19 protein-coding genes and 1 tRNA gene are annotated in these 24,442 nt (G+C 67.9%); 19 read left to right on the top strand and 1 reads right to left on the bottom strand.

All coding sequences use genetic code 11. The features are described 5' to 3' along the window. Positions 1 to 211 precede the first annotated feature (211 nt). Entirely contained in the window at positions 212 to 1,303 is a 1,092-nt protein-coding gene (locus HGN31_RS09320) for a Hint domain-containing protein (protein ID WP_168783020.1), read from the top strand. Between the two features lie 73 nt (positions 1,304 to 1,376). On the opposite strand, the gene HGN31_RS09325 is transcribed toward HGN31_RS09320, so the two are convergent. Next, the gene (locus HGN31_RS09325; RefSeq protein ID WP_036704681.1) at positions 1,377 to 1,877 is read right to left on the bottom strand and encodes a DUF892 family protein; all 501 of its coding nucleotides are present in this window, start codon (positions 1,875 to 1,877) and stop codon (positions 1,377 to 1,379) included. 156 nt (positions 1,878 to 2,033) lie between these two features. On the opposite strand from HGN31_RS09325, the gene HGN31_RS09330 reads away from it, so the two are divergent. From HGN31_RS09330 to fusA, 18 genes are all read left to right on the top strand, one after another. Next, on the top strand, positions 2,034 to 3,926 hold the full coding sequence (locus HGN31_RS09330; protein ID WP_168783021.1) for an ABC transporter ATP-binding protein: 1,893 nt from the start codon (positions 2,034 to 2,036) through the stop codon (positions 3,924 to 3,926). A 113-nt stretch (positions 3,927 to 4,039) separates the two neighbouring features. Then, positions 4,040 to 4,414: a hypothetical protein gene (locus tag HGN31_RS09335; RefSeq protein WP_211096280.1), complete on the top strand. Its 375-nt coding sequence runs from the start codon at positions 4,040 to 4,042 to the stop codon at positions 4,412 to 4,414. A gap of 103 nt (positions 4,415 to 4,517) precedes the next feature. Beyond that, positions 4,518 to 4,593, top strand: a tRNA-Trp gene (locus HGN31_RS09340). Between the two features lie 52 nt (positions 4,594 to 4,645). Beyond that, entirely contained in the window at positions 4,646 to 5,602 is a 957-nt protein-coding gene (locus tag HGN31_RS09345) for a hypothetical protein (protein WP_168783022.1), read from the top strand. A gap of 599 nt (positions 5,603 to 6,201) precedes the next feature. Next, positions 6,202 to 6,624 (top strand): RrF2 family transcriptional regulator, encoded by a 423-nt coding sequence (locus tag HGN31_RS09350; protein WP_036703049.1) that lies wholly within the window; start codon positions 6,202 to 6,204, stop codon positions 6,622 to 6,624. 252 nt (positions 6,625 to 6,876) lie between these two features. Beyond that, a complete protein-coding gene (secE, locus tag HGN31_RS09355; RefSeq protein ID WP_036703048.1) occupies positions 6,877 to 7,068 on the top strand; it encodes a preprotein translocase subunit SecE in 192 nt (63 codons plus the stop codon). A 188-nt stretch (positions 7,069 to 7,256) separates the two neighbouring features. Then, positions 7,257 to 7,796: a transcription termination/antitermination protein NusG gene (gene nusG / locus HGN31_RS09360; RefSeq protein WP_036703047.1), complete on the top strand. Its 540-nt coding sequence runs from the start codon at positions 7,257 to 7,259 to the stop codon at positions 7,794 to 7,796. Between the two features lie 73 nt (positions 7,797 to 7,869). Next, a complete protein-coding gene (gene rplK / locus HGN31_RS09365) occupies positions 7,870 to 8,322 on the top strand; it encodes a 50S ribosomal protein L11 (protein ID WP_036703046.1) in 453 nt (150 codons plus the stop codon). A gap of 5 nt (positions 8,323 to 8,327) precedes the next feature. Continuing rightward, a complete protein-coding gene (gene rplA, locus HGN31_RS09370; protein ID WP_036703045.1) occupies positions 8,328 to 9,026 on the top strand; it encodes a 50S ribosomal protein L1 in 699 nt (232 codons plus the stop codon). Between the two features lie 300 nt (positions 9,027 to 9,326). Then, the gene (gene rplJ / locus HGN31_RS09375) at positions 9,327 to 9,842 is read left to right on the top strand and encodes a 50S ribosomal protein L10 (RefSeq protein ID WP_036703043.1); all 516 of its coding nucleotides are present in this window, start codon (positions 9,327 to 9,329) and stop codon (positions 9,840 to 9,842) included. 67 nt (positions 9,843 to 9,909) lie between these two features. Further along, positions 9,910 to 10,287, top strand: coding sequence for a 50S ribosomal protein L7/L12 (rplL, locus tag HGN31_RS09380; RefSeq protein ID WP_036703039.1), 378 nt, complete (start codon positions 9,910 to 9,912; stop codon positions 10,285 to 10,287). A gap of 251 nt (positions 10,288 to 10,538) precedes the next feature. Continuing rightward, positions 10,539 to 14,693, top strand: coding sequence for a DNA-directed RNA polymerase subunit beta (gene rpoB, locus HGN31_RS09385; protein WP_036732065.1), 4,155 nt, complete (start codon positions 10,539 to 10,541; stop codon positions 14,691 to 14,693). A gap of 95 nt (positions 14,694 to 14,788) precedes the next feature. After that, positions 14,789 to 19,012, top strand: a complete 4,224-nt coding sequence (rpoC, locus tag HGN31_RS09390; RefSeq protein WP_168783023.1) for a DNA-directed RNA polymerase subunit beta' — start codon at positions 14,789 to 14,791, stop codon at positions 19,010 to 19,012. A gap of 382 nt (positions 19,013 to 19,394) precedes the next feature. Beyond that, positions 19,395 to 20,339 carry a DMT family transporter gene (locus tag HGN31_RS09395; RefSeq protein WP_168783024.1) on the top strand — a complete coding sequence of 315 codons (945 nt, stop codon included), beginning with the start codon at positions 19,395 to 19,397 and terminating at the stop codon, positions 20,337 to 20,339. Continuing rightward, positions 20,339 to 21,169, top strand: a complete 831-nt coding sequence (locus HGN31_RS09400; RefSeq protein WP_244960959.1) for a glycosyltransferase — start codon at positions 20,339 to 20,341, stop codon at positions 21,167 to 21,169. The genes HGN31_RS09395 and HGN31_RS09400 overlap by 1 nt, the downstream gene beginning before the upstream one ends. Before the next feature lie 279 nt (positions 21,170 to 21,448). Beyond that, positions 21,449 to 21,820: a 30S ribosomal protein S12 gene (gene rpsL, locus HGN31_RS09405; protein ID WP_036707536.1), complete on the top strand. Its 372-nt coding sequence runs from the start codon at positions 21,449 to 21,451 to the stop codon at positions 21,818 to 21,820. 11 nt (positions 21,821 to 21,831) lie between these two features. Then, on the top strand, positions 21,832 to 22,302 hold the full coding sequence (rpsG, locus tag HGN31_RS09410; RefSeq protein ID WP_036703027.1) for a 30S ribosomal protein S7: 471 nt from the start codon (positions 21,832 to 21,834) through the stop codon (positions 22,300 to 22,302). 9 nt (positions 22,303 to 22,311) lie between these two features. Next, a complete protein-coding gene (gene fusA / locus HGN31_RS09415) occupies positions 22,312 to 24,435 on the top strand; it encodes an elongation factor G (protein WP_036703026.1) in 2,124 nt (707 codons plus the stop codon). The last annotated feature ends 7 nt before the right edge of the window (positions 24,436 to 24,442 follow it).

Consider the following 24,442-nt stretch of genomic DNA (forward strand, 5'->3'; position numbering starts at 1 on the left):
CCGTGTCGGGCCACACGTGCCCGCGCAATCTTGCGCCTCAGTCCGACTGCAACTTCGGGTTGCCGCCGCCGCGACCCACCCGGTCAGGTTTGCCCGGCCAAGTTGCAAAATGCTCCTGCGCCTCCGGCGACCATTAACAGCTTTTGACGCTACGTCACACGGCGCACATCATTTGATGAGTGTGTCTCAGACCGCGGCTGGAGCGTGCGACATGGCCATCGAAGTCACCTGGTACCTCACCCACATCACCCGACCCAACGGCACCACCACGACATGGACCACGCAGACCTCGACCAGGGTGGATGTGTGGTTCGGCACCCAGGCCGAATTCAACGCCACCCACCCGACGGGCTACGATCTCGTGATCATCGACGAGGCGGATGGCGCGCCGAACCAGGTCGACGGCGACGAACTGCGGATCGCGCTCCACCAGTACAACAGCAGCTTCAACCTCAGCACCAACGCGGGCTATCTCGGCACCTTCGACGTGGACTACACTGCCAACGGCGTGACCAACCCCGATCCGACGGTTGCCTTTGCCGTGGACGGGCGCGGGATCGAGTCGAGCCGGAATGCCTATCTCATCACCCTCGAGCCGGTCACCGTCCCGACCTTCACCGCCGAATACAAGGGCGGCACGAGCCACTTCCATCCGTTCTTCCCCGCGTCGCTGACCCCGTGCTTCGCAGCCGGGACCCTGCTGTTGACCGACCGCGGCGCGCGGGCGGTTGAGACGCTCAAGCCCGGCGATCTCGTGCAGACCCGCGACCACGGCCTCGTCCCGCTGCGGCTGGCGCTGGTGGCGGCGGTCAGCCCGGGGCAGCTGCGCCGCACCCCGGCCTTGCAGCCGATCCGCATCGGCAAGGGCGCGCTGGGGCAGGGGATGCCGTCTCAGGATCTGGTCCTCTCACCGCAGCATCGGGTGCTGGTGCGTTCGCGCATCGCGCGGCGGATGTTCGACGCGGACGAGGTGCTGGTGGCCGCGCATCAACTGCTCGGTCACCCGGGCATCTCTGTCGCCTCGGACCTGAACGGGGTGACCTACTTCCATCTGGTCTTCGACCGCCACGAGATCCTGACCTCGAACGGGGCCGAGACCGAGTCCTTCTATCTCGGCCCCGAGGGGCTGCGGGCGCTCTCACCCGCGGCACTGGCGGAGTTCGCGGCGCTGTTCCCGGCCTTCGCCGGGGGGGCGGGAGACTGTGTTGCGCCGCCCGCCGCAGCGCGTCCCTTTGCAACCGGCCACAAGGCCCGGCAGATGGTGCGGCGTCATGAGGCGAACGCCGTGCGCCTCTGCGCCTGAGCGACGGTCCGTCCGCCGCAACGAGAAACGGGCGCCCTCGCAGGCGCCCGTCCCCGGTTGACCGACAAAACCCTTACAGCGCGGCCTTGTTGACCCCACCCTTGACCGCGATCTTGGTCATGTCCTCGTCACCCTCGTAGGTCGAGGCGGTGCACTCATCCAGCACCTTGGCATCCTCGGCGAGGTCGAGCCGCTTGGCCCACGCCTTCAGCGTGCCGTAGCCCGTGATGGCGTAATGGGCGAGGCGCTGGTACTGCGCGATGATCGCTGCGTCCTGCACCTCGTCATCGGCGAACTCGGCCTCGAGCGCGTGCTTGCGGGCCTCGGTCACCAGCCCCTCCATCCCCTTGCAATGCTCGCCCGAGGCGTCCTCGCCGTGCGACTTGGCCAGCTTCTCCATCTGCGCCATGCCGTCGCGGGTGCCCTTGGCCGACGCCTCGAGCGCCTGCTTGAGGTCGGCGTTCTTCGCCGCCGCCGCCAGCTCTTCGGTGACCGGCACCGCCTGCTTGCAGGCCGAGTACAGGTCCTTGACGCCGTCGAGATAGAGGTCCTTGAGGTTCTTGATCGCAGCCATCGTGAAGTCCTTTCCCTGAGTACCCCCTGCCGCAGGGGGCGTGTCCGGGCACCCAACCCGCGGCCGGGCCGCGCGTTCCGTCCGGTCCCCCGGTCGGCTTGACTTTCGCCGCCCCGGGGGCGACCCGTCCGGGGTCCGGTCTGCAAGGGGAACGCGATGTTTGCCTGGTTCGAGCGCCAGCTTGACCCCTATCCGCACGACCCGCCGCAGATGCCGCCGCGGGGCCTCGTGGCGTTTGTCCTGCATTATTCCCGCGGCGCGCTGCCGTGGCTGGTGCTGCTGGCGATCGGATCGGGGCTGATCGCGGCCGGCGAGGTGGTGCTGTTCGGCTATCTCGGCGACCTGGTGAACCGGCTGTCCGAGACCGGGCCCGACGCCTTCTGGGCCGCCGAGGGCCCGCGGCTCATGCGCATGGCGGTGCTGCTGCTGGTGATCCTGCCGGCGCTGAACATCTTCTCTGCCCTGCTGATGCACCAGACGCTGCTCGGCAATTTTCCCCAGCGCATCCGCTGGCAGGCGCACCGCTATCTGCTGCGCCAGTCGGTCGGGTTCTTCCAGGACGAGTTCGCCGGGCGGATCGCCACGCGGCTGATGCAGACCGCCCTCGCCGTGCGCGAGGTGGCGATGAAGGTGATGGACGTCGCCGTCTACGTGCTGGTCTATTTCACCGGCGCGCTGGTGGTCGCCGCACAGCAGGACTGGCGGCTGGCGCTGCCCTTCGTGGCCTGGGCGCTGGGATATGCGACGCTTCTGCGGCTGGTGATCCCGCGGCTCGGGCGCGCGGCCGAGGCGCAGGCCGGGGCGCGGGCCGGCATGACCGGGCGCATCGTCGACGCCTACACCAACATCGCCACCGTCAAGCTCTTCAGCCACGCCGCGCGGGAAGAGGCGCACGCCAGGCAGTCGATGGACCAGTTCCTCGGCACCGTGCACCGGCAGATGCGGATCGCGGCCGCGCAGGACATCACCCTGAACCTGCTCAACGCCGCGCTCGTCGGCTCGGTCACCGGGCTGAGCCTCTGGCTGTGGAGCCGCGGCGACGTCGCCATCGGCGCGGTGGCCGTGGCGGTGCCGCTGGCGATGCGGCTCAACAACATGAGCCACTGGATCATCTGGGAGTTCGCGGCCCTCTTCGAGAACGTCGGCACGGTGCGCGACGGGATCGGCAGCCTCGCCCTGCCGCGGATCATCACCGACGCGCCCGGCGCGCGGCCGCTGTCGGTGACCGCGGGGGCGGTGCGGTTCGAGGACGTCACCTTCCGTTACGACGCCGACCCGGCGGCGCGGCCGATGGCGGTGCTCGACCGGCTGACGCTCGACATCCGTCCGGGCGAGCGGATCGGGCTGGTCGGGCGCTCGGGGGCGGGCAAGTCCACGCTCGTGAACCTGCTGCTGCGGTTCCACGACGTCGAATCGGGGCGCATCCTGATCGACGGTCAGGATGTCTCGCAGGTGACGCAGGACAGTCTGCGGGCGGCGATCGGGGTGGTGACGCAGGATTCGAGCCTGCTGCACCGCTCGGTCGGCGACAACATCGCCTATGGCCGCCCCGAGGCGACCGAGGCCGAGATCGCCGACGCCGCCGGCTCGGCCGAGGCGCTGGGGTTCATCCCCGGCCTTGCCGACAGCGAGGGGCGGCGGGGGTTCGAGGCCCATGTCGGCGAGCGCGGTGTGAAACTCTCGGGCGGCCAGCGCCAGCGCATCGCCATCGCCCGCGTGGCGCTGAAGAACGCGCCGATCCTCGTGCTGGACGAGGCGACGAGCGCGCTCGACAGCGAGGTCGAGGCCGCGATCCAGACCCAGCTCGAGCGGCTGATGGCCGGCAAGACGGTGATAGCCATCGCCCACCGGCTCTCGACCATTGCGGCGATGGACCGGCTGGTGGTGATGGATGCCGGGCGGATCGTCGAGCAGGGCACGCACGCCGAGCTGCTGGCGCAGGGCGGGCTTTATGCGCGGCTGTGGGCGCGGCAGTCGGGCGGGTTCCTGGCGGCGGATGTCGAGGGCGACGAGGCGGCCGGCGCGCCCCTGACTTCGGCGGCCACCTGAACGGCGGTCGATAAAACCCTCTGGAACTTCCGCGCTGAGCCCTGGGGCCAGTTAAGCGGATGTTCATGGTTCGTTGCCATAACCGGCGGCGGATCAATCAGGGAGTATGTCCGGTGTTTTCTCGTCTTCCCCGCGCCGCAGGCGTGATGGCCTGTTGCGCGGCGCTCGCCGCCTGTGCCGACAAGTCCGACCAGATCGGTGCCAGCTATGTCTCGCCCGGGATGTATGCGAATCTCTCCTGTCCGCAGCTTGCCGAAGAGGCGCAGACGGTCGCCAACCGGGCCGCGCAGGCGAGCGCGGCGCAGGACAAGAAGGCCAACGACGATGCCGTGGCCGTCGGGGTGGCCACGGTGCTGTTCTGGCCGGCGCTGTTCATGATGAAGGGCGACGGCGCCGGGGCGGCCGAGGTGGCGCGCCTCAAGGGCGAGATGCAGGCGATCGAGCAGGCCAACGCCCGCAAGAAGTGCAACATCCGCTTCCGGCGCTGACTAACGTCGCGCGGCAGTGGAGGGGTCGGGCAGGTCGAGTCGTCGCGGTCGTCGCTCGGCCCTTGCGCTGCGGGCGGTCATGCCGTAATCGGAGGCCCGGCCTAGGGGTTTAGCTCAGTTGGTAGAGCATCGGTCTCCAAAACCGAGGGTCGTGGGTTCGAGTCCCCCAACCCCTGCCAGTCGCCCGGCGGTCAACCGCCCGGGGGCCAGCCGCCCAGAGGAGTGCGCCGCATGGCCCTCACCCTCCACATCGGCGCGCACAAGACGGCCAGCACCCACCTGCAACAGACGCTGCGTGCCCTGACCGGGGCGATGGTCCGCGAGGGCATCCTGTATCTCGACCCCGTCACCTTGCGGCGGGGATCGGGCCGGCTTGACCTGTCGCTCGACAACGGCCCGAAGGCGGCGCGGCGGCGCGGGCCGTGGCGGCGCTGGATGGACCGCGCGGCCGAGGTCTGGCCAACGCTGCTGCTGTCCGAGGAGAACGCCCTCGGCTCGCTGCGGCGGGGGGCGCTGATGGGCGACGGCGGGCTGATCTATCCCGAGGCCGAGCGGCGGATGGACCGCCTCTGCAACATCGCGCGGCGGCGGCCGGCGGTGGTCTGCCTTTCGGTGCGCGATCCGCTGTCGTTTCTCGGCTCGGCCTTTTCGATGCAGGTCGTGGGCGGGCACGAGACCGAGTTTGCGGACTACATCGGGGGCTTCGACCCGGCGGCGCTGTCGTGGTCTGGCCTCGCCGAGCGACTGCTGTCGGTGCGCGGTGTGGCGCGGCTGGTCGTGTGGCGCCACGAGGACTATCCGCGCGCCCGGCCCGAGGTGCTGCGCGCGATGCTGCCCGAGGCGCTGGCGGCGCGCGCGCCCAACCCGCGGCGCGCCATCGTCGGCCTCTCGCAGGAGGCCTGGGACGAGATCCGCCGCCGCCGCGAGAGCGACCCCGACGCCGACCTCGCCGAGGTGGCACGTGCCGCCAAGGCGCAGTTCCCGCGCCGCCGCGGAGCCCCTCCGCCGCAATTCGCGCCGCCCGCGGCGGTGGCGCGCGTGGCCGCGGCCCATGCCGAGGACCTCGCCCGCCTCGCGGGACTCGACGGGGTCGAAGTGATCGGGGCGCCAGTCCGGGGGGTGAGGCGAGGGAACGGCCGAACCGGGGCGGTCACGGGGGCGGTGTCGAGCGGGGCGGAGGTGGGCTAACGGGGAGGCTGAGTTCGCCGGGATCGGTCGGCGAGATCACTCCGCGGTCGCACTGCTCCTGCGCGAACCCGAGAACCGCCGGGCGAGAATGTCAGGGCCTGATGGAGGAAAACACGACGTGCAGCGCTGTTTCTGACGGAACAGCCGGTTCTGCGCCGGAGGCGCTAGGCGGCGGGCGACGCCGCGGGTGAGAGCAGGGGCAGGCCATTATCCCTGCCGATGCACCTCCACCTCGCAGCGCCTGCGCCTGCGGCACGGCCACTCCAGTCCACAGCCGCTGAAACGGACCGCCGGGAGGGTATCGGCCCCAGCCATCTGCAATGGAAGAGGAAGAAGGGCGCCCGGTGCGAGCCCGAGGCGACCAAGGGTGTCTCGCGCCCCTCAACCGAAATCGCCTCGCGGCCCGCGGCCGGACGCGGCGCGTTAGCGATCAACGTGGGGCGCCTCTAGACCAAGGCTCAGGCTTGGCGCGACGACTTCACACCGCGCGGTGGTCGACGCGCAGCTGAAGGCGCGACCGCCGGCACGGCTCGCCCGCCCCAACCGCCCCGCCCGCTCAGCGCCTTGCACGGAAGAGGCGAGGGGCCTACAGCCTAGGGATGCTTTCCCAGCGGTCCCGCCACGCCCTGCACGCGATGCTGTATCTGGCGCGCCAGACCGGCAGCACCACGGCCGCCGAGATTGCCCAGGCCGAGGCGATTCCGCGCAAGTTCCTCGAACAGATCATGGCGCAACTCAAGGCGCGGGCGCTGGTGGTCGGCAAGCGCGGGCCGTCGGGCGGCTACGTGCTTGCCAAGCCCGCGGCCGAGATCAGCTTTGCCGAGGTGCTGCGGGCGATCGACGGACCGCTCGCGCTCGCGCCCTGCGCCAGCCAGACCGCGTTCCGGCCCTGTCCCGACTGCCGCTCGATCGAGACCTGCGAGATCCGGCCGGTGCTGATCGCCGTGCGCGACGCGACCGCCGCGCGGCTCGAGGGAACCTCGCTGGCCGACGCACTCGCCGGGGTGCTGGCGCCGGTGTGAGCCGGGTTGGGTCGGCCGCGGAGGCGTAGGCCGAGGCGGTGCTGACGATTCCCGCCGATGCCGAGACGAGCCAGGCCCCAGAGCTGGCACGGTAACCAAAGCAAGGGGACGAAAGGGTGCCCGGCATCGCCGCATTGTCCCCCACGCAGGTCGCCCAGACCCAAACGCCCCGCTCCCAGCCTCCCGCCCCTCCGGCCTTGCCTTTGCGGGGCCGGGGGCCTATCTGCACCGCTGCAGCCCGAAGGAGCCGAGATGGCCAGCCCGACCCAGTTCATCAGCCAGGTGCGCGCCGAGGCGGCCAAGATCATCTGGCCGAACCGCCGCGAGGTGACGACCACCACGATCATGGTGTTCATCATGGCGACGGTGTTCAGCCTGTTCTTCTTCGTCGTGGACCTGCTGATCCGCGGCGGCCTGACGATGGTGCTGCAGGCGGTCAGCTGATCGCGCGTCCGCCGGGCGTCCGTGCCCGGCGCGTGGCGGCTTGCAATCCGGACGGGGCGGCGATATGTCCGCCCGACCTTGCCCGGCAGATCGGCGTGCATCGATTCGGTATGCGCGCCGTTTGAGTTTTCGGGCCATGCGCCGCACGAGGGTGGCGCGAATCAGAACAGCAGGGGACGTCTCAGGCGATGGCAAAGCGGTGGTATTCGGTCAGCGTCCTGTCGAACTTTGAAAAGAAGGTCGCCGAGGCGATCCGGCAGGCGGTGGCCGAAAAGGGCCTCGAGGATGAAATCGACGAGGTCGTGGTCCCGACCGAGGACGTGATCGAGATCCGCCGCGGCAAGAAGGTGACGTCCGAGCGGCGCTTCATGCCGGGCTACGTGCTGGTCCACATGGACCTCTCGGACAAGACCTATCACCTGGTGAACTCGATCAACCGCGTCACCGGGTTCCTCGGCGCGCAGGGCAAGCCGATGCCGATGCGCGACGACGAGGTGAACGCGATGCTGAGCCGCAGCGGGCAGGGCGGGGCCGAGGTGGCGCCGCGCAACCTGATCCGCTTCGAGGTCGGCGAGAAGGTCAACGTGACCGACGGCCCGTTCGAGGGCTTCTCGGGCATGGTCGAAGAGGTCGACGACGTGTCGAGCCGCATCAAGGTCACCGTCTCGATCTTCGGCCGGCCGACGCCGGTCGAGCTGGAATTCACGCAGGTCGCCAAGACCGCGTGATGGCACGGCGGGAGGCGTGAGCCGCACCGCTATATCGGCCCCTCGCGGGGCGTGATGAAAAGGAGAAGGCCAGATGGCCAAGAAAGTCGTCGGCAGCCTCAAGCTGCAAATCAAGGCGGGTCAGGCGAACCCCTCCCCGCCCGTCGGTCCGGCGCTGGGTCAGCGCGGGATCAACATCATGGAATTCTGCAAGGCGTTCAACGCCCGCACGCAGGAGATGGAGCCGGGCGCGCCGACGCCGGTCGTCATCACCTACTACGCGGACAAGTCGTTCACCTTCGAGACCAAGACGCCGCCGGCGTCGTTCCTGCTCAAGAAGGCCGCGGGGCTGAAGCCGGTCGGCAAGCGCAACCGCGCCAAGGGCTCGGAAAAGCCCGGCCGTGCGACCGCCGGCACCGTGACCGCCAAGCAGGTCCGCGAGATCGCCGAAGCCAAGATGAAGGACCTGTCGGCCAACGACATCGAGGCCGCGATGCAGATCGTCCTCGGCTCGGCCCGCTCCATCGGCATCGAAGTGAAGGGCTGATCCAGATGGCCAAGATCGCAAAGAAGAAAGCCGCCGCCCGCGCCGCCTTCGAGGGCAAGACCTACCTGCCCGTCGAAGAGGCGATCGCGCTGGTCAAGGCCAACGCCACCGCCAAGTTCGACGAGACGGTCGAGATCGCGATGAACCTGGGCGTCGACCCGCGCCACGCCGACCAGATGGTCCGCGGCGTGGTCCAGCTGCCCAACGGCACCGGCAAGGACGTCCGCGTCGCCGTGTTCGCCCGTGGTCCGAAGGCTGACGAGGCCAAGGCCGCCGGCGCCGAGGTCGTGGGCGCCGAGGATCTGGTGGAAAGCATCCAGGGCGGCAACCTGGACTTCGACCGGGTCATCGCCACGCCGGACATGATGCCGCTGGTCGGCCGGCTGGGGAAGATCCTCGGGCCGCGCAACCTGATGCCGAACCCCAAGGTCGGCACCGTCACCATGGACGTCAAGACGGCCGTCGAGGCCGCCAAGGGCGGTGAGGTCCAGTTCAAGGCCGAGAAGGCGGGCGTCGTGCACGCCGGCGTCGGCAAGGCCTCGTTCGAGCCCGAGAAGCTGGCGCAGAACATCCGCGCCTTCGTCGAGGCGGTGAACCGCGCCAAGCCGTCGGGGGCCAAGGGCACCTATCTCAAGAAGGTCTCGATCAGCTCGACCATGGGTCCGGGCGTGTCGCTGGACCTGACCTCGGCCACCCAGGCCTGAGCCCAACCCGGGCGGCCGGCACCGGGCGCGACCCTGCGTCCGGCCCGGCCGCCCTTGCCATCCGGTCCTGGTCTTAGTATCAGGCCGGCTTCACCCCGGATCAGCGATTCGGGGTGTCTGTCCGAGACGGAGGGCGGGCGCCTGGCGCCGCTAAGTCCTTCCCGAGATGGAAGTTCGAGTTATTCCGTGAGGTTCCACCTTTCGGGCGATCTCGGGTCCATCGTGTGCGGACCCGCCCGTGCCGCCGGTTGGCGGCATGGACAAGAGAGCCGGGGGGAAACCCCCAATGTGGAGTGAACCGTGGATAGAGCCCAAAAAGAACAGGTGGTCGAGGAACTCGGCCAGATCTTTGAAAGCTCTGGCGTCGTGGTGGTTGCCCGCTACGAGGGGATGACGGTTGCCGAAATGCAGACCCTGCGCGCGCAGATGCGCGAGGCGGGGGGTGCTGTCCGCGTTGCCAAGAACAGGCTCGCCAAGATCGCCCTGGAAGGGAAGCCGGCGGCTTCGATCGCCGACTACCTGACGGGCATGACCGTGCTCGCTTTCTCCGACGACCCCGTGGCTGCGGCCAAGGTTGCGGACGCCTATGCCAAGTCGAACGACAAGTTCGTGATCCTTGGCGGGGCGATGGGCGGCGCGGCCCTTGACCCGGCCGGTGTGAAAGCCGTGGCCCAGATGCCGTCGCGCGAGGAGCTCATCGCTTCGATCGTGGCCGCCATCGGCGCCCCTGCTTCGAACATCGCGGGCGCGATCGGCGCACCTGCCAGCAACATCGCGGGCATCCTCACCACGCTCGAAGAGCGTGAGGCTGCCTGAGGCAATCCCGTCCCGTCGGGCGGCATGATGCCGCGACGTTGGAACAACATCTGGAAAGAACGGAACAATGGCTGATCTGAAGCAACTCGCCGAACAAATCGTTGGTCTGACCCTGCTGGAAGCGCAGGAACTGAAGACCATCCTGAAGGACGAATACGGCATCGAGCCGGCCGCCGGTGGCGCCGTCATGATGGCCGGCCCGGCCGCGGGCGCTGCCGCCCCCGCCGAGGAAGAGAAAACCGAATTCGACGTCGTCCTGACCGACGCCGGCGCCAACAAGATCAACGTGATCAAGGAAGTGCGCGGCATCACCGGTCTGGGCCTGAAAGAGGCCAAGGACCTGGTCGAAGCCGGCGGCAAGGTGAAAGAGGGTGCCTCGAAAGCCGACGCCGAAGAAATGAAGAAGAAGCTCGAAGCGGCTGGCGCCAAGGTCGAGCTGAAGTAATCCCCCACGGGATTGCGCTTTTCGCAGGCAGGGTCCGGGTTTTCCCGGTCCCTGCCGAACCCGTCTTGAAGGACGCTCGATCAGTGCCCATCTAGGGGCGTCGAGTTTCCCTCAGGGCGAGTTCGCGGTTCGGGAGCGGGGCGGTGGGACGCCCGGCACGAATTGAGCCGCACCCCCTGATGTTCGCAAGCGCGCCGCGGATCGGGCCCCGACGATCCCCCGCGCGCGATGACGAAAGGCATTTGGACCTCATGGCGCAAGCTTACGTCGGTCAGAAGCGCATCCGGCGCTATTACGGCAACATTCGCGAAGTTCTTGAGATGCCGAACCTCATCGAGGTTCAGAAGGCGTCCTACGACCTGTTCCTCAACTCGGGCGAAGGCACCGGCCACAACGACGGCGAGGGCATCCAGGGGGTGTTCCAGTCGGTGTTCCCGATCAAGGATTTCAACGAGACCGCGACGCTCGAGTTCGTGAAATACGAGCTCGAGAAGCCGAAATACGACGTCGACGAGTGCCAGCAGCGCGACATGACCTATGCCGCGCCGCTCAAGGTGACGCTGCGCCTGATCGTGTTCGATGTCGACGAGAACTCGGGCACCCGCGCCGTCAAGGACATCAAGGAGCAGGACGTCTACATGGGCGACATGCCCCTGATGACGCAGAACGGCACGTTCATCGTGAACGGGACCGAGCGGGTCGTCGTCAGCCAGATGCACCGCTCGCCGGGCGTGTTCTTCGACCACGACCGCGGCAAGACCCATTCCTCGGGCAAGCTGCTGTTCGCGTGCCGGATCATCCCCTATCGCGGCTCGTGGCTCGACTTCGAGTTCGACGCCAAGGACCTCGTGTTCGCGCGCATCGACCGGCGCCGCAAGCTGCCGGTGACGACGCTGCTCTATGCGCTCGGCATGGACCAGGACGCGATCATGTCGTCGTTCTACGAGACGGTCACCTACAAGCTCAAGAAGGGCAAGAAGGGCGAGGCTGGCGCCTGGGTCACGCGGTTCTTCCCCGAGCGCGTGCGCGGCACCCGGCCGAGCTATGACCTGGTCAACGCCGACACCGGCGAGGTCATCACCAAGGCCGGCGACAAGGTCACCCCGCGGCTGGTCAAGAAGCTGCTGGAGTCGGGCGAGGTCACTAACCTGCTCGTCCCGTTCGAGCGGATCGTGGGCCGCTACGTCGCCCATGACATCATCAACGAAGAGACCGGCCTGATCTACGCCGAAGCCGGCGACGAGATCACCGCGGAGTATTCCAAGGACGGCACCGAGCTGACCGGCGGGACGCTCAAGACGCTGCTCGACAACAACATCACCGACATTCCGGTGCTGGACATCGACCACGTCAACGTCGGCCCCTACATCCGCAACACCATGGCGGCCGACAAGAACATGAACCGCGACGGCGCGCTCATGGACATCTACCGGGTCATGCGCCCGGGCGAGCCGCCGACCGTCGAGGCGGCCAGCGTGCTGTTCAACTCGCTGTTCTTCGACAGCGAGCGCTATGACCTGTCCGCCGTGGGCCGGGTCAAGATGAACATGCGCCTCGACCTCGATGCGCCGGACACCCAGCGCACCCTGCGCCACGAGGACATCATCGCCTGCGTCCGCGGGCTGGTGGAACTGCGCGACGGCAAGGGCGAGATCGACGACATCGACCACCTCGGCAACCGCCGGGTGCGCTCGGTCGGCGAGCTGATGGAGAACCAGTACCGCATCGGCCTGCTGCGGATGGAGCGGGCGATCCGCGAGCGGATGTCGGGCGTCGAGATCGACACCGTGATGCCGCAGGACCTGATCAACGCCAAGCCCGCGGCCGCCGCGGTGCGCGAGTTCTTCGGCTCGTCGCAGCTCAGCCAGTTCATGGACCAGACCAACCCGCTGTCGGAAGTGACGCACAAGCGCCGCCTCTCGGCGCTCGGGCCGGGCGGTCTGACCCGTGAGCGCGCGGGCTTCGAGGTCCGCGACGTTCACCCGACCCACTACGGCCGGATGTGCCCGATCGAGACGCCGGAAGGCCAGAACATCGGCCTGATCAACTCGCTCGCCACCTATGCGCGGGTGAACAAGTACGGCTTCATCGAGACCCCCTACCGCAAGGTGGTCGACGGCAAGGTGACCGACGAGGTGCAGTACATCTCGGCCACCGAGGAGATGCGCCACACCATCGCCCAGGCGAACGCCGAGCTGGACGACGAGGGCCGCTTCACCCAGGAGCTGATCTCGACCCGGCAGGCCGGCGACTTCACCCTGAACCCGGTCGATGCGATCGACATGATCGACGTGTCGCCGAAGCAGCTCGTCTCGGTCGCCGCGGCGCTGATCCCGTTCCTCGAGAACGATGACGCCAACCGCGCGCTGATGGGGTCGAACATGCAGCGTCAGGCGGTTCCGCTGCTGCGGGCCGAGGCGCCGTTCGTCGGCACCGGGATGGAAGCGACGGTCGCGCGCGACTCGGGCGCGGCCATCATGGCCCGCCGCGGGGGCGTGATCGACCAGGTGGACGCGAGCCGGATCGTCGTCCGCGCGACCGAGGATCTCGGCGCCGGCGACGCGGGCGTGGACATCTATCGCCTGCGCAAGTTCAAGCGCTCGAACCAGTCCTCGACCATCAACCAGCGGCCGCTGATCAAGGTCGGTGACAAGGTCCAGAAGGGCCAGGTGATCGCCGACGGTCCCTCGACCGACCAGGGCGAGCTCGCCATCGGCCGGAACGTGGTCGTCGCGTTCATGCCGTGGAACGGCTACAACTACGAGGACTCGATCCTGATCTCGGAACGGATCCACCGCGACGACGTGTTCACCTCGATCCACATCGACGAATACGAAGTGGCGGCCCGCGACACCAAGCTGGGGCCGGAAGAGATCACCCGCGACATCCCGAACGTGGGTGAAGAGGCGCTGCGCAACCTCGACGAGGCCGGCATCGTGTACATCGGCGCCGAGGTCGGCCCGGGCGACATCCTGGTGGGCAAGATCACCCCCAAGGGCGAAAGCCCGATGACGCCCGAGGAAAAGCTGCTGCGCGCCATCTTCGGCGAAAAGGCGAGCGACGTGCGCGACACCTCGCTGCGGCTGCCGCCGGGGGCGTATGGCACGATCGTCGAGGTGCGGGTGTTCAACCGGCACGGCGTCGACAAGGACGAGCGCGCGATCCAGATCGAGCGTGAAGAGATCGAACGCCTGTCGCGCGACCGCGACGACGAGCAGGCGATCCTCGAGCGCAACATCTACGCTCGCCTCAAGTCGCTGATCTCGGGTCAGACCGCGGTCAAGGGGCCGAAGGGCGTCAAGGCCAACAGCGTGATCGACGACGATCTGTTGGGCAGCCTCTCGCGCGGCCAGTGGTTCCAGCTGGCGCTGGCCGACGAGGCCGCGGCCCGCGAGGTCGAGGCGCTGCAGGACCAGTTCAACGTGCAGAAGAAGGCGCTCGAGGCCCGGTTCGACGACAAGGTCGAAAAGGTCCGTCAGGGCGACGACCTGCCCCCCGGCGTGATGAAGATGGTCAAGGTGTTTGTGGCGGTGAAGCGCAAGCTTCAGGCCGGGGACAAGATGGCCGGTCGTCACGGCAACAAGGGCGTCGTGTCCAAGGTCGTGCCGATGGAGGACATGCCCTTCCTCGCCGACGGGACCCCGGTCGACCTGGTGCTGAACCCGCTCGGCGTGCCGTCGCGGATGAACGTCGGCCAGATCCTCGAGACGCACATGGGCTGGGCCGCGCGCGGCCTCGGCATCCGCATCGACGAGGCGCTGCAGGAGTTCCGCGACAAGGGCGACCTGACCCCGGTCCGGGAAGCCATGCGGATCGGCTATGGCGACGAGACCTTCGCGTCCGAGTTCGGTGACATGACCGACGAGGATCTGGTCGAGCACGCCGAGGCGGTGCGCGGCGGGGTTCCGATCGCCACGCCGGTCTTCGACGGCGCCAAGGAGGCGGACGTCAACGACGCGCTGACGCGGGCGGGCTTCGATGCCTCGGGCCAGTCGATCGTCTTCGACGGCCGCACCGGCGAGCAGTTCACCCGCCCGGTGACGGTGGGGGTGAAGTACATCCTGAAGCTGCACCACCTTGTCGACGACAAGATGCACGCGCGTTCGACCGGGCCCTACAGCCTCGTCACCCAGCAGCCGCTGGGCGGCAAGGCGCAGTTCGGCGGTCAGCGTCTGGGTGAGATGGAGGTCTGGGCGCTGGAAGCCTACGGCGCCGCCTACACCCTGCAGGAGATGCTCACGGTCAAGTCGGACGACGTCGCCGGCCGCACCAAGGTCTACGAGTCGATTGTCAAGGGCGAGGACAACTTCGAGGCCGGCGTGCCGGAATCGTTCAACGTGCTGGTCAAGGAGGTCCGGGGTCTGGGCCTCAACATGGAGCTGCTGGACGCGGAGGAGGATGAGTGACGGTGCGTGCCAGCACGCACCCTACCGCGCGGTAGGGTGCGTGGTCCCCACGCACCGCCTTTCCTTCCCCGCAGCGTCCCCACGAGGAATCCGACATGAACCAGGAACTTTCCACCAATCCGTTCAATCCCGTCCCGGCGCCGCGCCAGTTCGACGAGATCAAGATCTCGCTGGCCAGCCCCGAGGAAATCCTCGCCTGGTCCTTCGGCGAGGTGAAGAAGCCCGAGACGATCAACTACCGCACGTTCAAGCCCGAGCGTGACGGGTTGTTCTGCGCGCGCATCTTCGGCCCCATCAAGGACTACGAGTGCCTGTGCGGCAAGTACAAGCGCATGAAGTATCGCGGCCTGACCTGCGAGAAATGCGGCGTCGAGGTGACGCTGCAGAAGGTCCGGCGCGAGCGCATGGGCCACATCGAGCTGGCCGCCCCGGTCGCCCACATCTGGTTCCTCAAGTCGCTGCCGTCGCGCATCGGCCTGATGCTGGACATGACGCTGCGCGACCTCGAGCGCATCCTCTACTTTGAAAACTACGTCGTCATCGAGCCGGGTCTGACGGACCTCACCTACGGTCAGCTGCTGACCGAGGAAGAGTTCATGGACGCGCAGGACCAGTTCGGCGTGGACGCCTTCACCGCCAACATCGGCGCCGAGGCGATCCGCGAGATGCTGGCCGCCATCGACCTGCAGGCGACCGCCGACCAGCTGCGCGAGGAGCTGAAGGAGGCGACCGGCGAGCTGAAGCCGAAGAAGATCATCAAGCGGCTGAAGATCGTCGAATCGTTCCTCGAGTCGGGCAACCGGCCCGAGTGGATGGTGCTGACCGTGATCCCGGTCATCCCGCCGGAACTGCGCCCGCTGGTCCCGCTGGACGGCGGCCGCTTCGCCACCTCGGACCTGAACGACCTCTACCGCCGGGTCATCAACCGCAACAACCGCCTCAAGCGGCTGATCGAGCTGCGCGCGCCCGACATCATCGTGCGCAACGAGAAGCGGATGCTGCAGGAATCGGTCGACGCGCTGTTCGACAACGGCCGTCGCGGCCGCGTCATCACCGGCAACAACAAGCGCCCGCTCAAGTCGCTGTCGGACATGCTCAAGGGCAAGCAGGGCCGGTTCCGCCAGAACCTGCTCGGCAAGCGCGTGGACTTTTCGGGCCGCTCGGTCATCGTGACGGGCCCGGAGCTCAAGCTGCACCAGTGCGGGCTGCCCAAGAAGATGGCGCTCGAGCTGTTCAAGCCGTTCATCTACTCGCGGCTCGAGGCCAAGGGCTATTCGTCCACCGTCAAGCAGGCCAAGAAGCTGGTCGAGAAGGAGCGTCCCGAGGTCTGGGACATTCTGGACGAGGTGATCCGCGAGCACCCGGTTCTGCTGAACCGCGCGCCGACGCTGCACCGCCTGGGCATCCAGGCGTTCGAGCCGATCCTGATCGAAGGCAAGGCGATCCAGCTTCACCCGCTGGTCTGCTCGGCCTTCAACGCCGACTTCGACGGCGACCAGATGGCCGTGCACGTGCCCCTGAGCCTCGAGGCGCAGCTGGAAGCGCGCGTCCTGATGATGTCCACGAACAACGTGCTGTCGCCCGCCAACGGCGCGCCGATCATCGTGCCGTCGCAGGACATGGTGCTGGGTCTCTACTACACCACCATGATGCGCGAGGGGATGAAGGGCGAAGGCATGGCCTTCGGCTCGGTCGATGAGGTCGAGCACGCGCTCGCCGCCGGCGAGGTGCACCTGCACGCCAAGATCACCGCGCGCATCCCGCAGATCGACGAGGACGGCAACGAGGTCATCCGCCGCGTCGAGACGACGCCGGGCCGCCTGCGGCTCGGGGCGCTCTTGCCCAAGAACGCCAAGGCGCCGTTCGAGCTGGTCAACCGCCTGCTGCGCAAGAAGGACGTCCAGAACGTCATCGACACCGTCTACCGCTACTGCGGCCAGAAGGAATCGGTGATCTTCTGCGACCAGATCATGGGCATGGGCTTCCGCGAGGCGTTCCGCGCCGGCATCTCGTTCGGCAAGGACGACATGGTGGTGCCGGACAACAAGTGGACCATCGTCGAGGAAGTCCAGGACCAGGTGAAGGAGTTCGAGCAGCAGTACCTCGACGGCCTCATCACCCAGGGCGAGAAGTACAACAAGGTCGTGGACGCCTGGTCGAAGTGCAACGACCGCGTGACCGAAGCCATGATGGCCACCATCTCGTCCAGCAAGCGCGACGAGAACGGGGCCGAGGCCGAGCCGAACTCGGTCTACATGATGGCCCACTCGGGCGCCCGGGGTTCGGTCAGCCAGATGAAGCAGCTCGGCGGGATGCGCGGCCTGATGGCCAAGCCGTCGGGCGAGATCATCGAGACGCCGATCATCTCGAACTTCAAGGAAGGCCTGACCGTGCTCGAGTACTTCAACTCGACTCACGGTGCCCGGAAGGGTCTGTCGGACACCGCGCTCAAGACGGCGAACTCGGGTTACCTGACCCGGCGTCTGGTGGACGTGGCGCAGGACTGCATCATCCGTGAGCATGACTGCGGCACCGACCGGGCGATCACCGCCTCGGCGGCGGTCAACGATGGCGAGGTCATCGCGCCGCTTTCCGAGCGGGTGCTGGGTCGCGTCGCGGCCGAGGACGTGCTCGTCCCCGGCTCGGGCGAGGTGCTGGTGCGCCACAACGAGCTGATCGACGAACGCAAGGCCGACGCCATCGAGGCGGCGGGCGTGCAGACCGTGCGCATCCGCTCGGCGCTGACCTGCGAGGCCGAGGACGGCGTCTGCGCGCTGTGCTACGGGCGCGACCTCGCCCGCGGCACGCTGGTCAACATCGGCGAGGCGGTGGGCATCATCGCCGCGCAGTCGATCGGTGAGCCGGGCACCCAGCTGACGATGCGGACCTTCCACATCGGCGGCATCGCCCAGGGTGGCCAGCAGTCGTTCATCGCCGCCAACCAGGACGGCACGGTGAAGTTCGAGAACGAGGCGGTGCTCGAGAATGCCTCGGGCGAGCTGATCGTGATGAGCCGCTCGATGCAGCTGCACGTCATGAACGACCAGGGCACGGCGCTGGCGACGCACAAGCTGTTCTACGGCTCGAAGCTCATGGTCCGCGACGGCGACAAGGTGACGCGCGGCCAGAAGATGTTCGAATGGGACCCCTACACCCTGCCGATCATCGCCGAGCAGGCGGGCGTGGCGCGGTTCGTCGACCTTCTCTCGGGCCTCTCGGTCCGCGACGAGACCGACGATGCGACCGGCATGACCCAGAAGATCGTGACGGACTGGCGGTCGGCGCCGAAAGGCAACGACCTCAAGCCCGAGATCATCATCATGGGCGAGGACGGCGAGCCGGTCCGCAACGATCAGGGCAACCCGATCAGCTATCCGATGTCGGTGGACGCGATCCTCTCGATCGAGGACGGGCAAGAGGTCAAGGCCGGCGACGTGGTGGCCCGGATCCCGCGCGAAGGCGCGCGGACCAAGGACATCACCGGTGGTCTGCCGCGGGTGGCCGAACTCTTCGAGGCGCGTCGTCCCAAGGACCACGCGATCATCGCCGAGATCGACGGCACGGTGAAATTCGGCAAGGACTACAAGAACAAGCGCCGGATCATCGTGCAGCCCACGAACGAGGATCTCGAGCCGGTCGAGTACATGGTGCCGAAAGGCAAGCACATCCCGGTGCAGGAAGGCGACTTCGTGCAGAAGGGTGACTACATCATGGACGGCAACCCGGCGCCGCACGACATCCTGCGGATCATGGGGATCGAGGCCTTGGCCGACTATCTCATCGACGAGGTGCAGGACGTCTATCGACTGCAGGGCGTGAAGATCAACGACAAGCACATCGAGGTGATCGTCCGCCAGATGCTGCAGAAGATCGAGATCCTCGACTCTGGCGACACCACGCTGCTCAAGGGCGAGCACGTGGACCGCGACGAGTTCGACGAGGAGAACGCCAAGATCGAGGCGCGCGGCGGCCGTCCGGCGACCGGGGAACCGGTGCTGCTGGGGATCACCAAGGCGAGCTTGCAGACCCGCAGCTTCATCTCGGCCGCGTCGTTCCAGGAAACGACCCGGGTGCTGACCGAGGCCGCGGTGCAGGGCAAGCGCGACAAGCTCGTCGGGCTGAAGGAGAACGTCATCGTCGGCCGGCTGATCCCGGCCGGCACCGGCGGGGCCACCGCGCGGATCAAGCGCATCGCCGAGGACCGCGACAACGAGGTCATCGAGATGCGCCGCGCCGAGGCCGAAGCCGTGGCGGCGCTGGCCGCCGAGGTGACGCCGATCGAGCACGCGGAAGAGATCATCACCTCGCCCGAGGAATGATCGCGCGCTGATGCGAACAGAGGGCCCGGCGGCAACGCCGGGCCTTTTGCGTTGGGGGGGGCGGTTGGTCCGGGCGCGGTGGTGCAAGCCGGGAACTTCGGCGGGGGTGTGGAAACCGCCCGAGGCGGAGCGCAGCGCTGCCGGCCGGCGATCCGCTCACGACCGCGATTGGCTTCGTTTGACCGCCACAAACGAGCGCCCCCGTCCACCGCCGCGCAAGGGCTTCTTTCTGGCCCAAATACCCAAAACCCCGGAGCCACCGGCGCAACGCTGCCGGGCGCGCCCGGCAATCCCGCCCAGCGGGACGGGCCGCCCGCCGCCCTTCCCCCCGGTCTCGCGCCGGGGTAGTCGCTGGGAAAGCCTCTCCGCCCCACCAGGTCCGATGCGCACGCCCCTTCTCTCCGTGAACCGCCGTGTCAAGCCGCGGTCCGAGCCGCCGGCCCGGACCCGCGACGGCGACAAACTGCGCGGGGCGGCGCTCATGGTGCTGTCGATGGCGGCCTTCGTCTGCAACGACGCGGCGATCAAATACGTGACCCAGACCCTGCCGCTGCCTCAGGCGGTGCTGATCCGCGGCCTCGCCGTCTGCCTGATCCTGGGGGTGATGGCGCAGCGCGACGGGGGCATCGACTGGTGGCCGCACCGCCCCCGCGACCGCTGGTTGCTCGGTTGGCGGGCGGTGGCCGAGGTGGGATCGACCGTGCTCTACCTCCTCGCCCTGCAGCATCTCGCGCTCGGGGACCTGTCGGCGATCATGCAGTCGCTGCCGCTTTTGGTAATGCTCGCCGCGGCGGTGGTGTTCCGCGAGCGGCTGGGGTGGCGGCGGCTCACGGCCGTGGGGGTGGGCCTGCTCGGCGTGCTGATGATCCTGCGGCCGGACACGAGCGCCTTCAGCGTCTGGTCGCTCGTCGCCCTCGGCTCGGTGCTGCTGATCGTGGTGCGCGAGATCACCACGCGCGGCGTCTCGCCCGCGATCCGCACCAGCACCATCGCCTTTTCCGCCGCGCTCAGCGTCACGCTGTTCGCGCCGCTGCTGCCGTCCGAGGCGCCGTGGCGCTGGCCCACCGGGCTCGAGTGGGCAGGGCTCGCCATCGCCACCGGCTTCCTGACCATCGGCTACCAGACCGCGGTGGCCGTGATGCGGGTGGGCGAGGTCGGGTTCGTTTCGCCGTTCCGCTATACCTCGCTGCTGTTTGCGATCCTGTTGGGCGTGGTCGTGTTCGGGGACTGGCCCGACGGCTGGACCTGGGCCGGCTCGGCGCTGGTGGTGGCGGCCGGCATCTATTCGATCTGGCGCGAGGCGCAGCTGCGGCAGGGGGCCGGGTGATGCGGGCGCAGATCCTCGCGCTCTGCCGGTTCTCTTATCTCGGCGGCCGGGGGTTCCAGGTCGAGCATGGCTCGCTCGCGGCACGGCGGGCGTTTCTCTATGACCCCGCGCGGCTCGCCCGGCGCTGGTTCTGGTTCGAGCGGGTGGCGCTGCCGGCGTGGCAGGCGCAGACCGACCCCGACTTCCGGCTGGTGGTGATGACCGGGCCGGACCTGCCCGAGCCCTACCTCACGCGGCTGCGGGCGCTCAGCGCCGCGACCCCGCAGATCGTGGTCGAGGCCGTCCCGCCGATGGACCATCACCGCACCGCCTGCGCCCGGGCGCTCGCGCCGCATCTCGACCCGCAGGCTGAGGTGGTGGGCTACGTCAAGCACGACGACGACGACGCCGTGGCGGTGGATTTCGTGGCCAGCGCCCGGCGCGACCTGCGGCTGGTGCGCCCGATGCTGAACCGCGACGGGCGGGCGTCCTGCGACTATGCCAAGGGCCTGATCCTGCGCGCCGACGGGGCTAGGGTCGAGGTGCTGCCGCGCCATGTCCACTCCACGGGGGTGGCGCTGGTGACCTGGGTCAGGGCGGGCGACCCCGGCTCGGCCATCGACTTCGAGCACTGGCGGCTCGGGCACCACATGAACGGAGTCGCGGTCCACGACCGGCCGATGTTCGTGCGCACCCTCCACGCCGACAACGACTCGGGCGCGCCGGGGCCGAACTACCCCTGGGCCAGCCCGCCCCACGATCCGGCGGCGCTGATGAAGCGGCGGTTCCGCATCGACCTGCCCGGCCTGCGCCGGGCGCTCGCCGCGGGCGAGGGCGGCGGGCCCGCCTGACCCTCACCCCGCCTGACCCTCACGTTGACAGGGACGACGATTCGACCTATAGCCCCCGCACCCCTGCGCGAAAGCGCCGGGGGCCAGAACCGCGCGGGCGTCGCCCCCTCGGTCACGATCCGGGGCCGCGCGCCCCGATCCTTCTGGAGTTTCGCCCCGTCCTACCCCGCCTCGCCGGGGCCGGATGGGTTTGGCGTTTCGCGATGGGCGCGAGGCGCTGTCGAGAAGTGGCGCGCCATGCCCGGGCGCGAGTATCGCAAACGCAGGACGGGGAACCGAATGCCGACGATCCAGCAGCTGATCCGCAATCCGCGGCAGCCGAAGGTGCAGCGCTCCAAGTCGCAGCACCTGCAAGGAAACCCTCAGAAGCGCGGCGTCTGCACGCGCGTCTATACCACCACCCCGAAGAAGCCGAACTCGGCCATGCGGAAAGTCGCCAAGGTGCGCCTGACCAACGGGTTCGAGGTCATCAGCTACATTCCGGGTGAAAAGCACAACCTCCAGGAACACAGCGTCGTGCTGATCCGCGGCGGCCGGGTGAAAGACCTTCCGGGTGTGCGTTACCACATCCTGCGCGGCGTTCTGGACACCCAGGGCGTCAAAGATCGTCGTCAGCGTCGTTCGAAATACGGCGCCAAGCGTCCGAAGTGAGGGTTTGAGAGATGTCCCGTCGTCACGCCGCTGAAAAGCGCGAAGTCCTGCCCGACGCCAAGTATGGCGATCGCGTGCTGACCAAATTCATGAACAACCTGATGGTGGACGGCAAGAAATCCGTCGCCGAGAAGATCGTCTACAACGCGCTCGACCGCGTTCAGGGCCGCCTCAAGCGCGAGCCGATCGAGGTCTTCCACGAAGCCCTCGACAACGTGAAGCCCTCGGTCGAGGTCCGCTCGCGCCGGGTCGGCGGCGCCACCTACCAGGTGCCGGTCGAAGTCCGTCCGATCCGCCGCGAGGCGCTCGGCATCCGCTGGCTGATCGACGCTGCCAAGAAGCGCAACGAGAACACCATGGAAGAGCGCCTGGCGGGCGAGCTGGCCGACGCGGTGAACAACCGCGGCACCGCGGTGAAGAAGCGCGAAGACACCCACAAGATGGCCGACGCCAACAAGGCGTTCAGCCACTATCGCTGGTAAGGAGCCATCATGGCACGCGAATATCCGCTGCAGCGGTACCGCAACTTCGGCATCATGGCCCACATCGATGCCGGCAAGACCACGATGACCGAGCGCATCCTGTTCTACACCGGCAAGAACCACAAAATGGGCGAGACGCATGACGGCGCCTCGACCATGGACTGGATGGAGCAGGAAGCCGAGCGCGGCATCACCATCACCTCGGCCGCGACCACGACCTTCTGGCAGCGCCATGAGGACACCGAGTTCACGGCCGACGAGTCGGCCCGCAACAAGCTGAACATCATCGACACCCCCGGCCACGTCGACTTCACCATCGAGGTGGAGCGCTCGCTGGCCGTGCTCGACGGCGCGATCTGCCTGCTCGACGGCAATGCCGGCGTCGAGCCGCAGACGGAAACCGTCTGGCGCCAGGCTGACCGCTACAAGGTTCCGCGGATCGTGTTCGTCAACAAGATGGACAAGATCGGCGCGGACTTCTTCAAGTGCGTCACGATGATCAAGGACCGCACCGGCGGTACCCCCTGCCCGGTGGCCCTGCCGATCGGCGCCGAGGACACGCTGGAAGGCATCATCGACCTCGTGAAGATGGAAGAGTGGATCTGGAAGGGCGACGACGTCGGCGCCTCGTGGATCCGCCAGCCGATCCGGGCCGAGCTGCAGGATCTGGCCGACGAATGGCGCGGCAAGATGATCGAGCTGGCCGTCGAGATGGACGACGACGCGATGGAGCAGTACCTCGAGGGCAACGAGCCCGACGAGGCGACCCTGCGCAAGCTGATCCGTCAGGGCACGCTGTCGATGTCGTTCTTCCCGGTGCTCGCGGGTTCGGCGTTCAAGAACAAGGGCGTGCAGCCCCTGCTGAACGCGGTCATCGACTATCTGCCGGCGCCGACCGACGTGCCGACGCTGATGGGCTTCTCGCCGGACGACGAGACCGAAGAGCGCAACATCGCCCGCGAGGCCGATGATGCGGCGCCGTTCTCGGCGCTGGCGTTCAAGATCATGAACGACCCCTTCGTCGGCTCGCTGACCTTCACGCGCATCTACTCGGGCGCGCTGAAGAAGGGCGACCAGATGATGAACTCGACCAAGGGCAAGCGCGAGCGCGTCGGCCGGATGATGGTGATGCACGCCATCAACCGCGAGGAAATCGAAGAGGCGTTCGCGGGCGACATCATCGCGCTGGCCGGTCTGAAAGAGACCACCACCGGTGACACGCTCTGCGATCCGGCGAAGCCCGTGGTCCTCGAGACCATGACCTTCCCCGAGCCGGTGATCGAGATCGCCGTCGAGCCAAAGTCGAAGGCCGACCAGGAGAAGATGGGCCTCGCCCTTCAGCGCCTGGCTGCCGAAGACCCGTCCTTCCGCGTCGAGACCGACCTCGAGTCGGGCCAGACGATCATGAAGGGCATGGGCGAACTTCACCTCGACATCCTCGTCGACCGGATGAAGCGCGAGTTCAAGGTCGAGGCGAACATCGGTGCGCCGCAGGTGGCCTACCGCGAGACCATCTCGCAACCGGCCGAGATCGACTACACTCACAAGAAGCAGACCGGCGGCACGGGCCAGTTCGCCCGCGTCAAGCTGCAGATCGATCCCACCGAGCCGGGCGAGGGCTACTCGTTCGAATCGAAGATCGTCGGCGGCGCGGTGCCCAAGGAATACGTTCCGGGCGTCGAGAAGGGCATCAAGTCCGTCATGGACTCGGGCCCGCTGGCAGGCTTCCCGGTGATCGACTTCAAGGTGGCGCTGATCGACGGTGCCTTCCACGACGTCGACTCGTCGGTGCTGGCGTTCGAGATCGCCTCGCGGGCCGCGATGCGCGAAGGCCTCAAGAAGGCCGGCGCGAAGCTGCTCGAGCCGATCATGAAGGTCGAGGTGGTGACGCCCGAGGAATACACCGGGTCGATCATCGGCGACCTGACCTCGCGGCGCGGCATGGTCCGCGGCCAGGACACCCGCGGCAACGCCAACGTCATCGACGCGATGGTGCCGCTGGCCAACATGTTCGGCTACATCAACAACCTGCGCTCGATGTCGTCGGGCCGGGCGGTGTTCACGATGCAGTTCGACCATTACGAGGCCGTGCCGCAGAACATCTCGGACGAGATCCAGAAGAAATACGCCTGAGGCGGTG

Origin of the sequence: Paracoccus sanguinis, from assembly GCF_012689545.1 — a bacterium.
GTDB lineage: Bacteria > Pseudomonadota > Alphaproteobacteria > Rhodobacterales > Rhodobacteraceae > Paracoccus > Paracoccus panacisoli.

Coding starts and splice junctions, on each gene's coding strand:
- HGN31_RS09320 (WP_168783020.1), top strand. CDS start 212: ATGGCCATCGAAGTCACCTGGTACCTCACCCACATCACCCGACCCAAC.
- HGN31_RS09325 (WP_036704681.1), bottom strand. CDS start 1,877: ATGGCTGCGATCAAGAACCTCAAGGACCTCTATCTCGACGGCGTCAAG.
- HGN31_RS09330 (WP_168783021.1), top strand. CDS start 2,034: ATGTTTGCCTGGTTCGAGCGCCAGCTTGACCCCTATCCGCACGACCCG.
- HGN31_RS09345 (WP_168783022.1), top strand. CDS start 4,646: ATGGCCCTCACCCTCCACATCGGCGCGCACAAGACGGCCAGCACCCAC.
- HGN31_RS09350 (WP_036703049.1), top strand. CDS start 6,202: ATGCTTTCCCAGCGGTCCCGCCACGCCCTGCACGCGATGCTGTATCTG.
- secE (WP_036703048.1), top strand. CDS start 6,877: ATGGCCAGCCCGACCCAGTTCATCAGCCAGGTGCGCGCCGAGGCGGCC.
- nusG (WP_036703047.1), top strand. CDS start 7,257: ATGGCAAAGCGGTGGTATTCGGTCAGCGTCCTGTCGAACTTTGAAAAG.
- rplK (WP_036703046.1), top strand. CDS start 7,870: ATGGCCAAGAAAGTCGTCGGCAGCCTCAAGCTGCAAATCAAGGCGGGT.
- rplA (WP_036703045.1), top strand. CDS start 8,328: ATGGCCAAGATCGCAAAGAAGAAAGCCGCCGCCCGCGCCGCCTTCGAG.
- rplL (WP_036703039.1), top strand. CDS start 9,910: ATGGCTGATCTGAAGCAACTCGCCGAACAAATCGTTGGTCTGACCCTG.
- rpoB (WP_036732065.1), top strand. CDS start 10,539: ATGGCGCAAGCTTACGTCGGTCAGAAGCGCATCCGGCGCTATTACGGC.
- rpoC (WP_168783023.1), top strand. CDS start 14,789: ATGAACCAGGAACTTTCCACCAATCCGTTCAATCCCGTCCCGGCGCCG.
- HGN31_RS09395 (WP_168783024.1), top strand. CDS start 19,395: ATGCGCACGCCCCTTCTCTCCGTGAACCGCCGTGTCAAGCCGCGGTCC.
- HGN31_RS09400 (WP_244960959.1), top strand. CDS start 20,339: ATGCGGGCGCAGATCCTCGCGCTCTGCCGGTTCTCTTATCTCGGCGGC.
- rpsL (WP_036707536.1), top strand. CDS start 21,449: ATGCCGACGATCCAGCAGCTGATCCGCAATCCGCGGCAGCCGAAGGTG.
- rpsG (WP_036703027.1), top strand. CDS start 21,832: ATGTCCCGTCGTCACGCCGCTGAAAAGCGCGAAGTCCTGCCCGACGCC.
- fusA (WP_036703026.1), top strand. CDS start 22,312: ATGGCACGCGAATATCCGCTGCAGCGGTACCGCAACTTCGGCATCATG.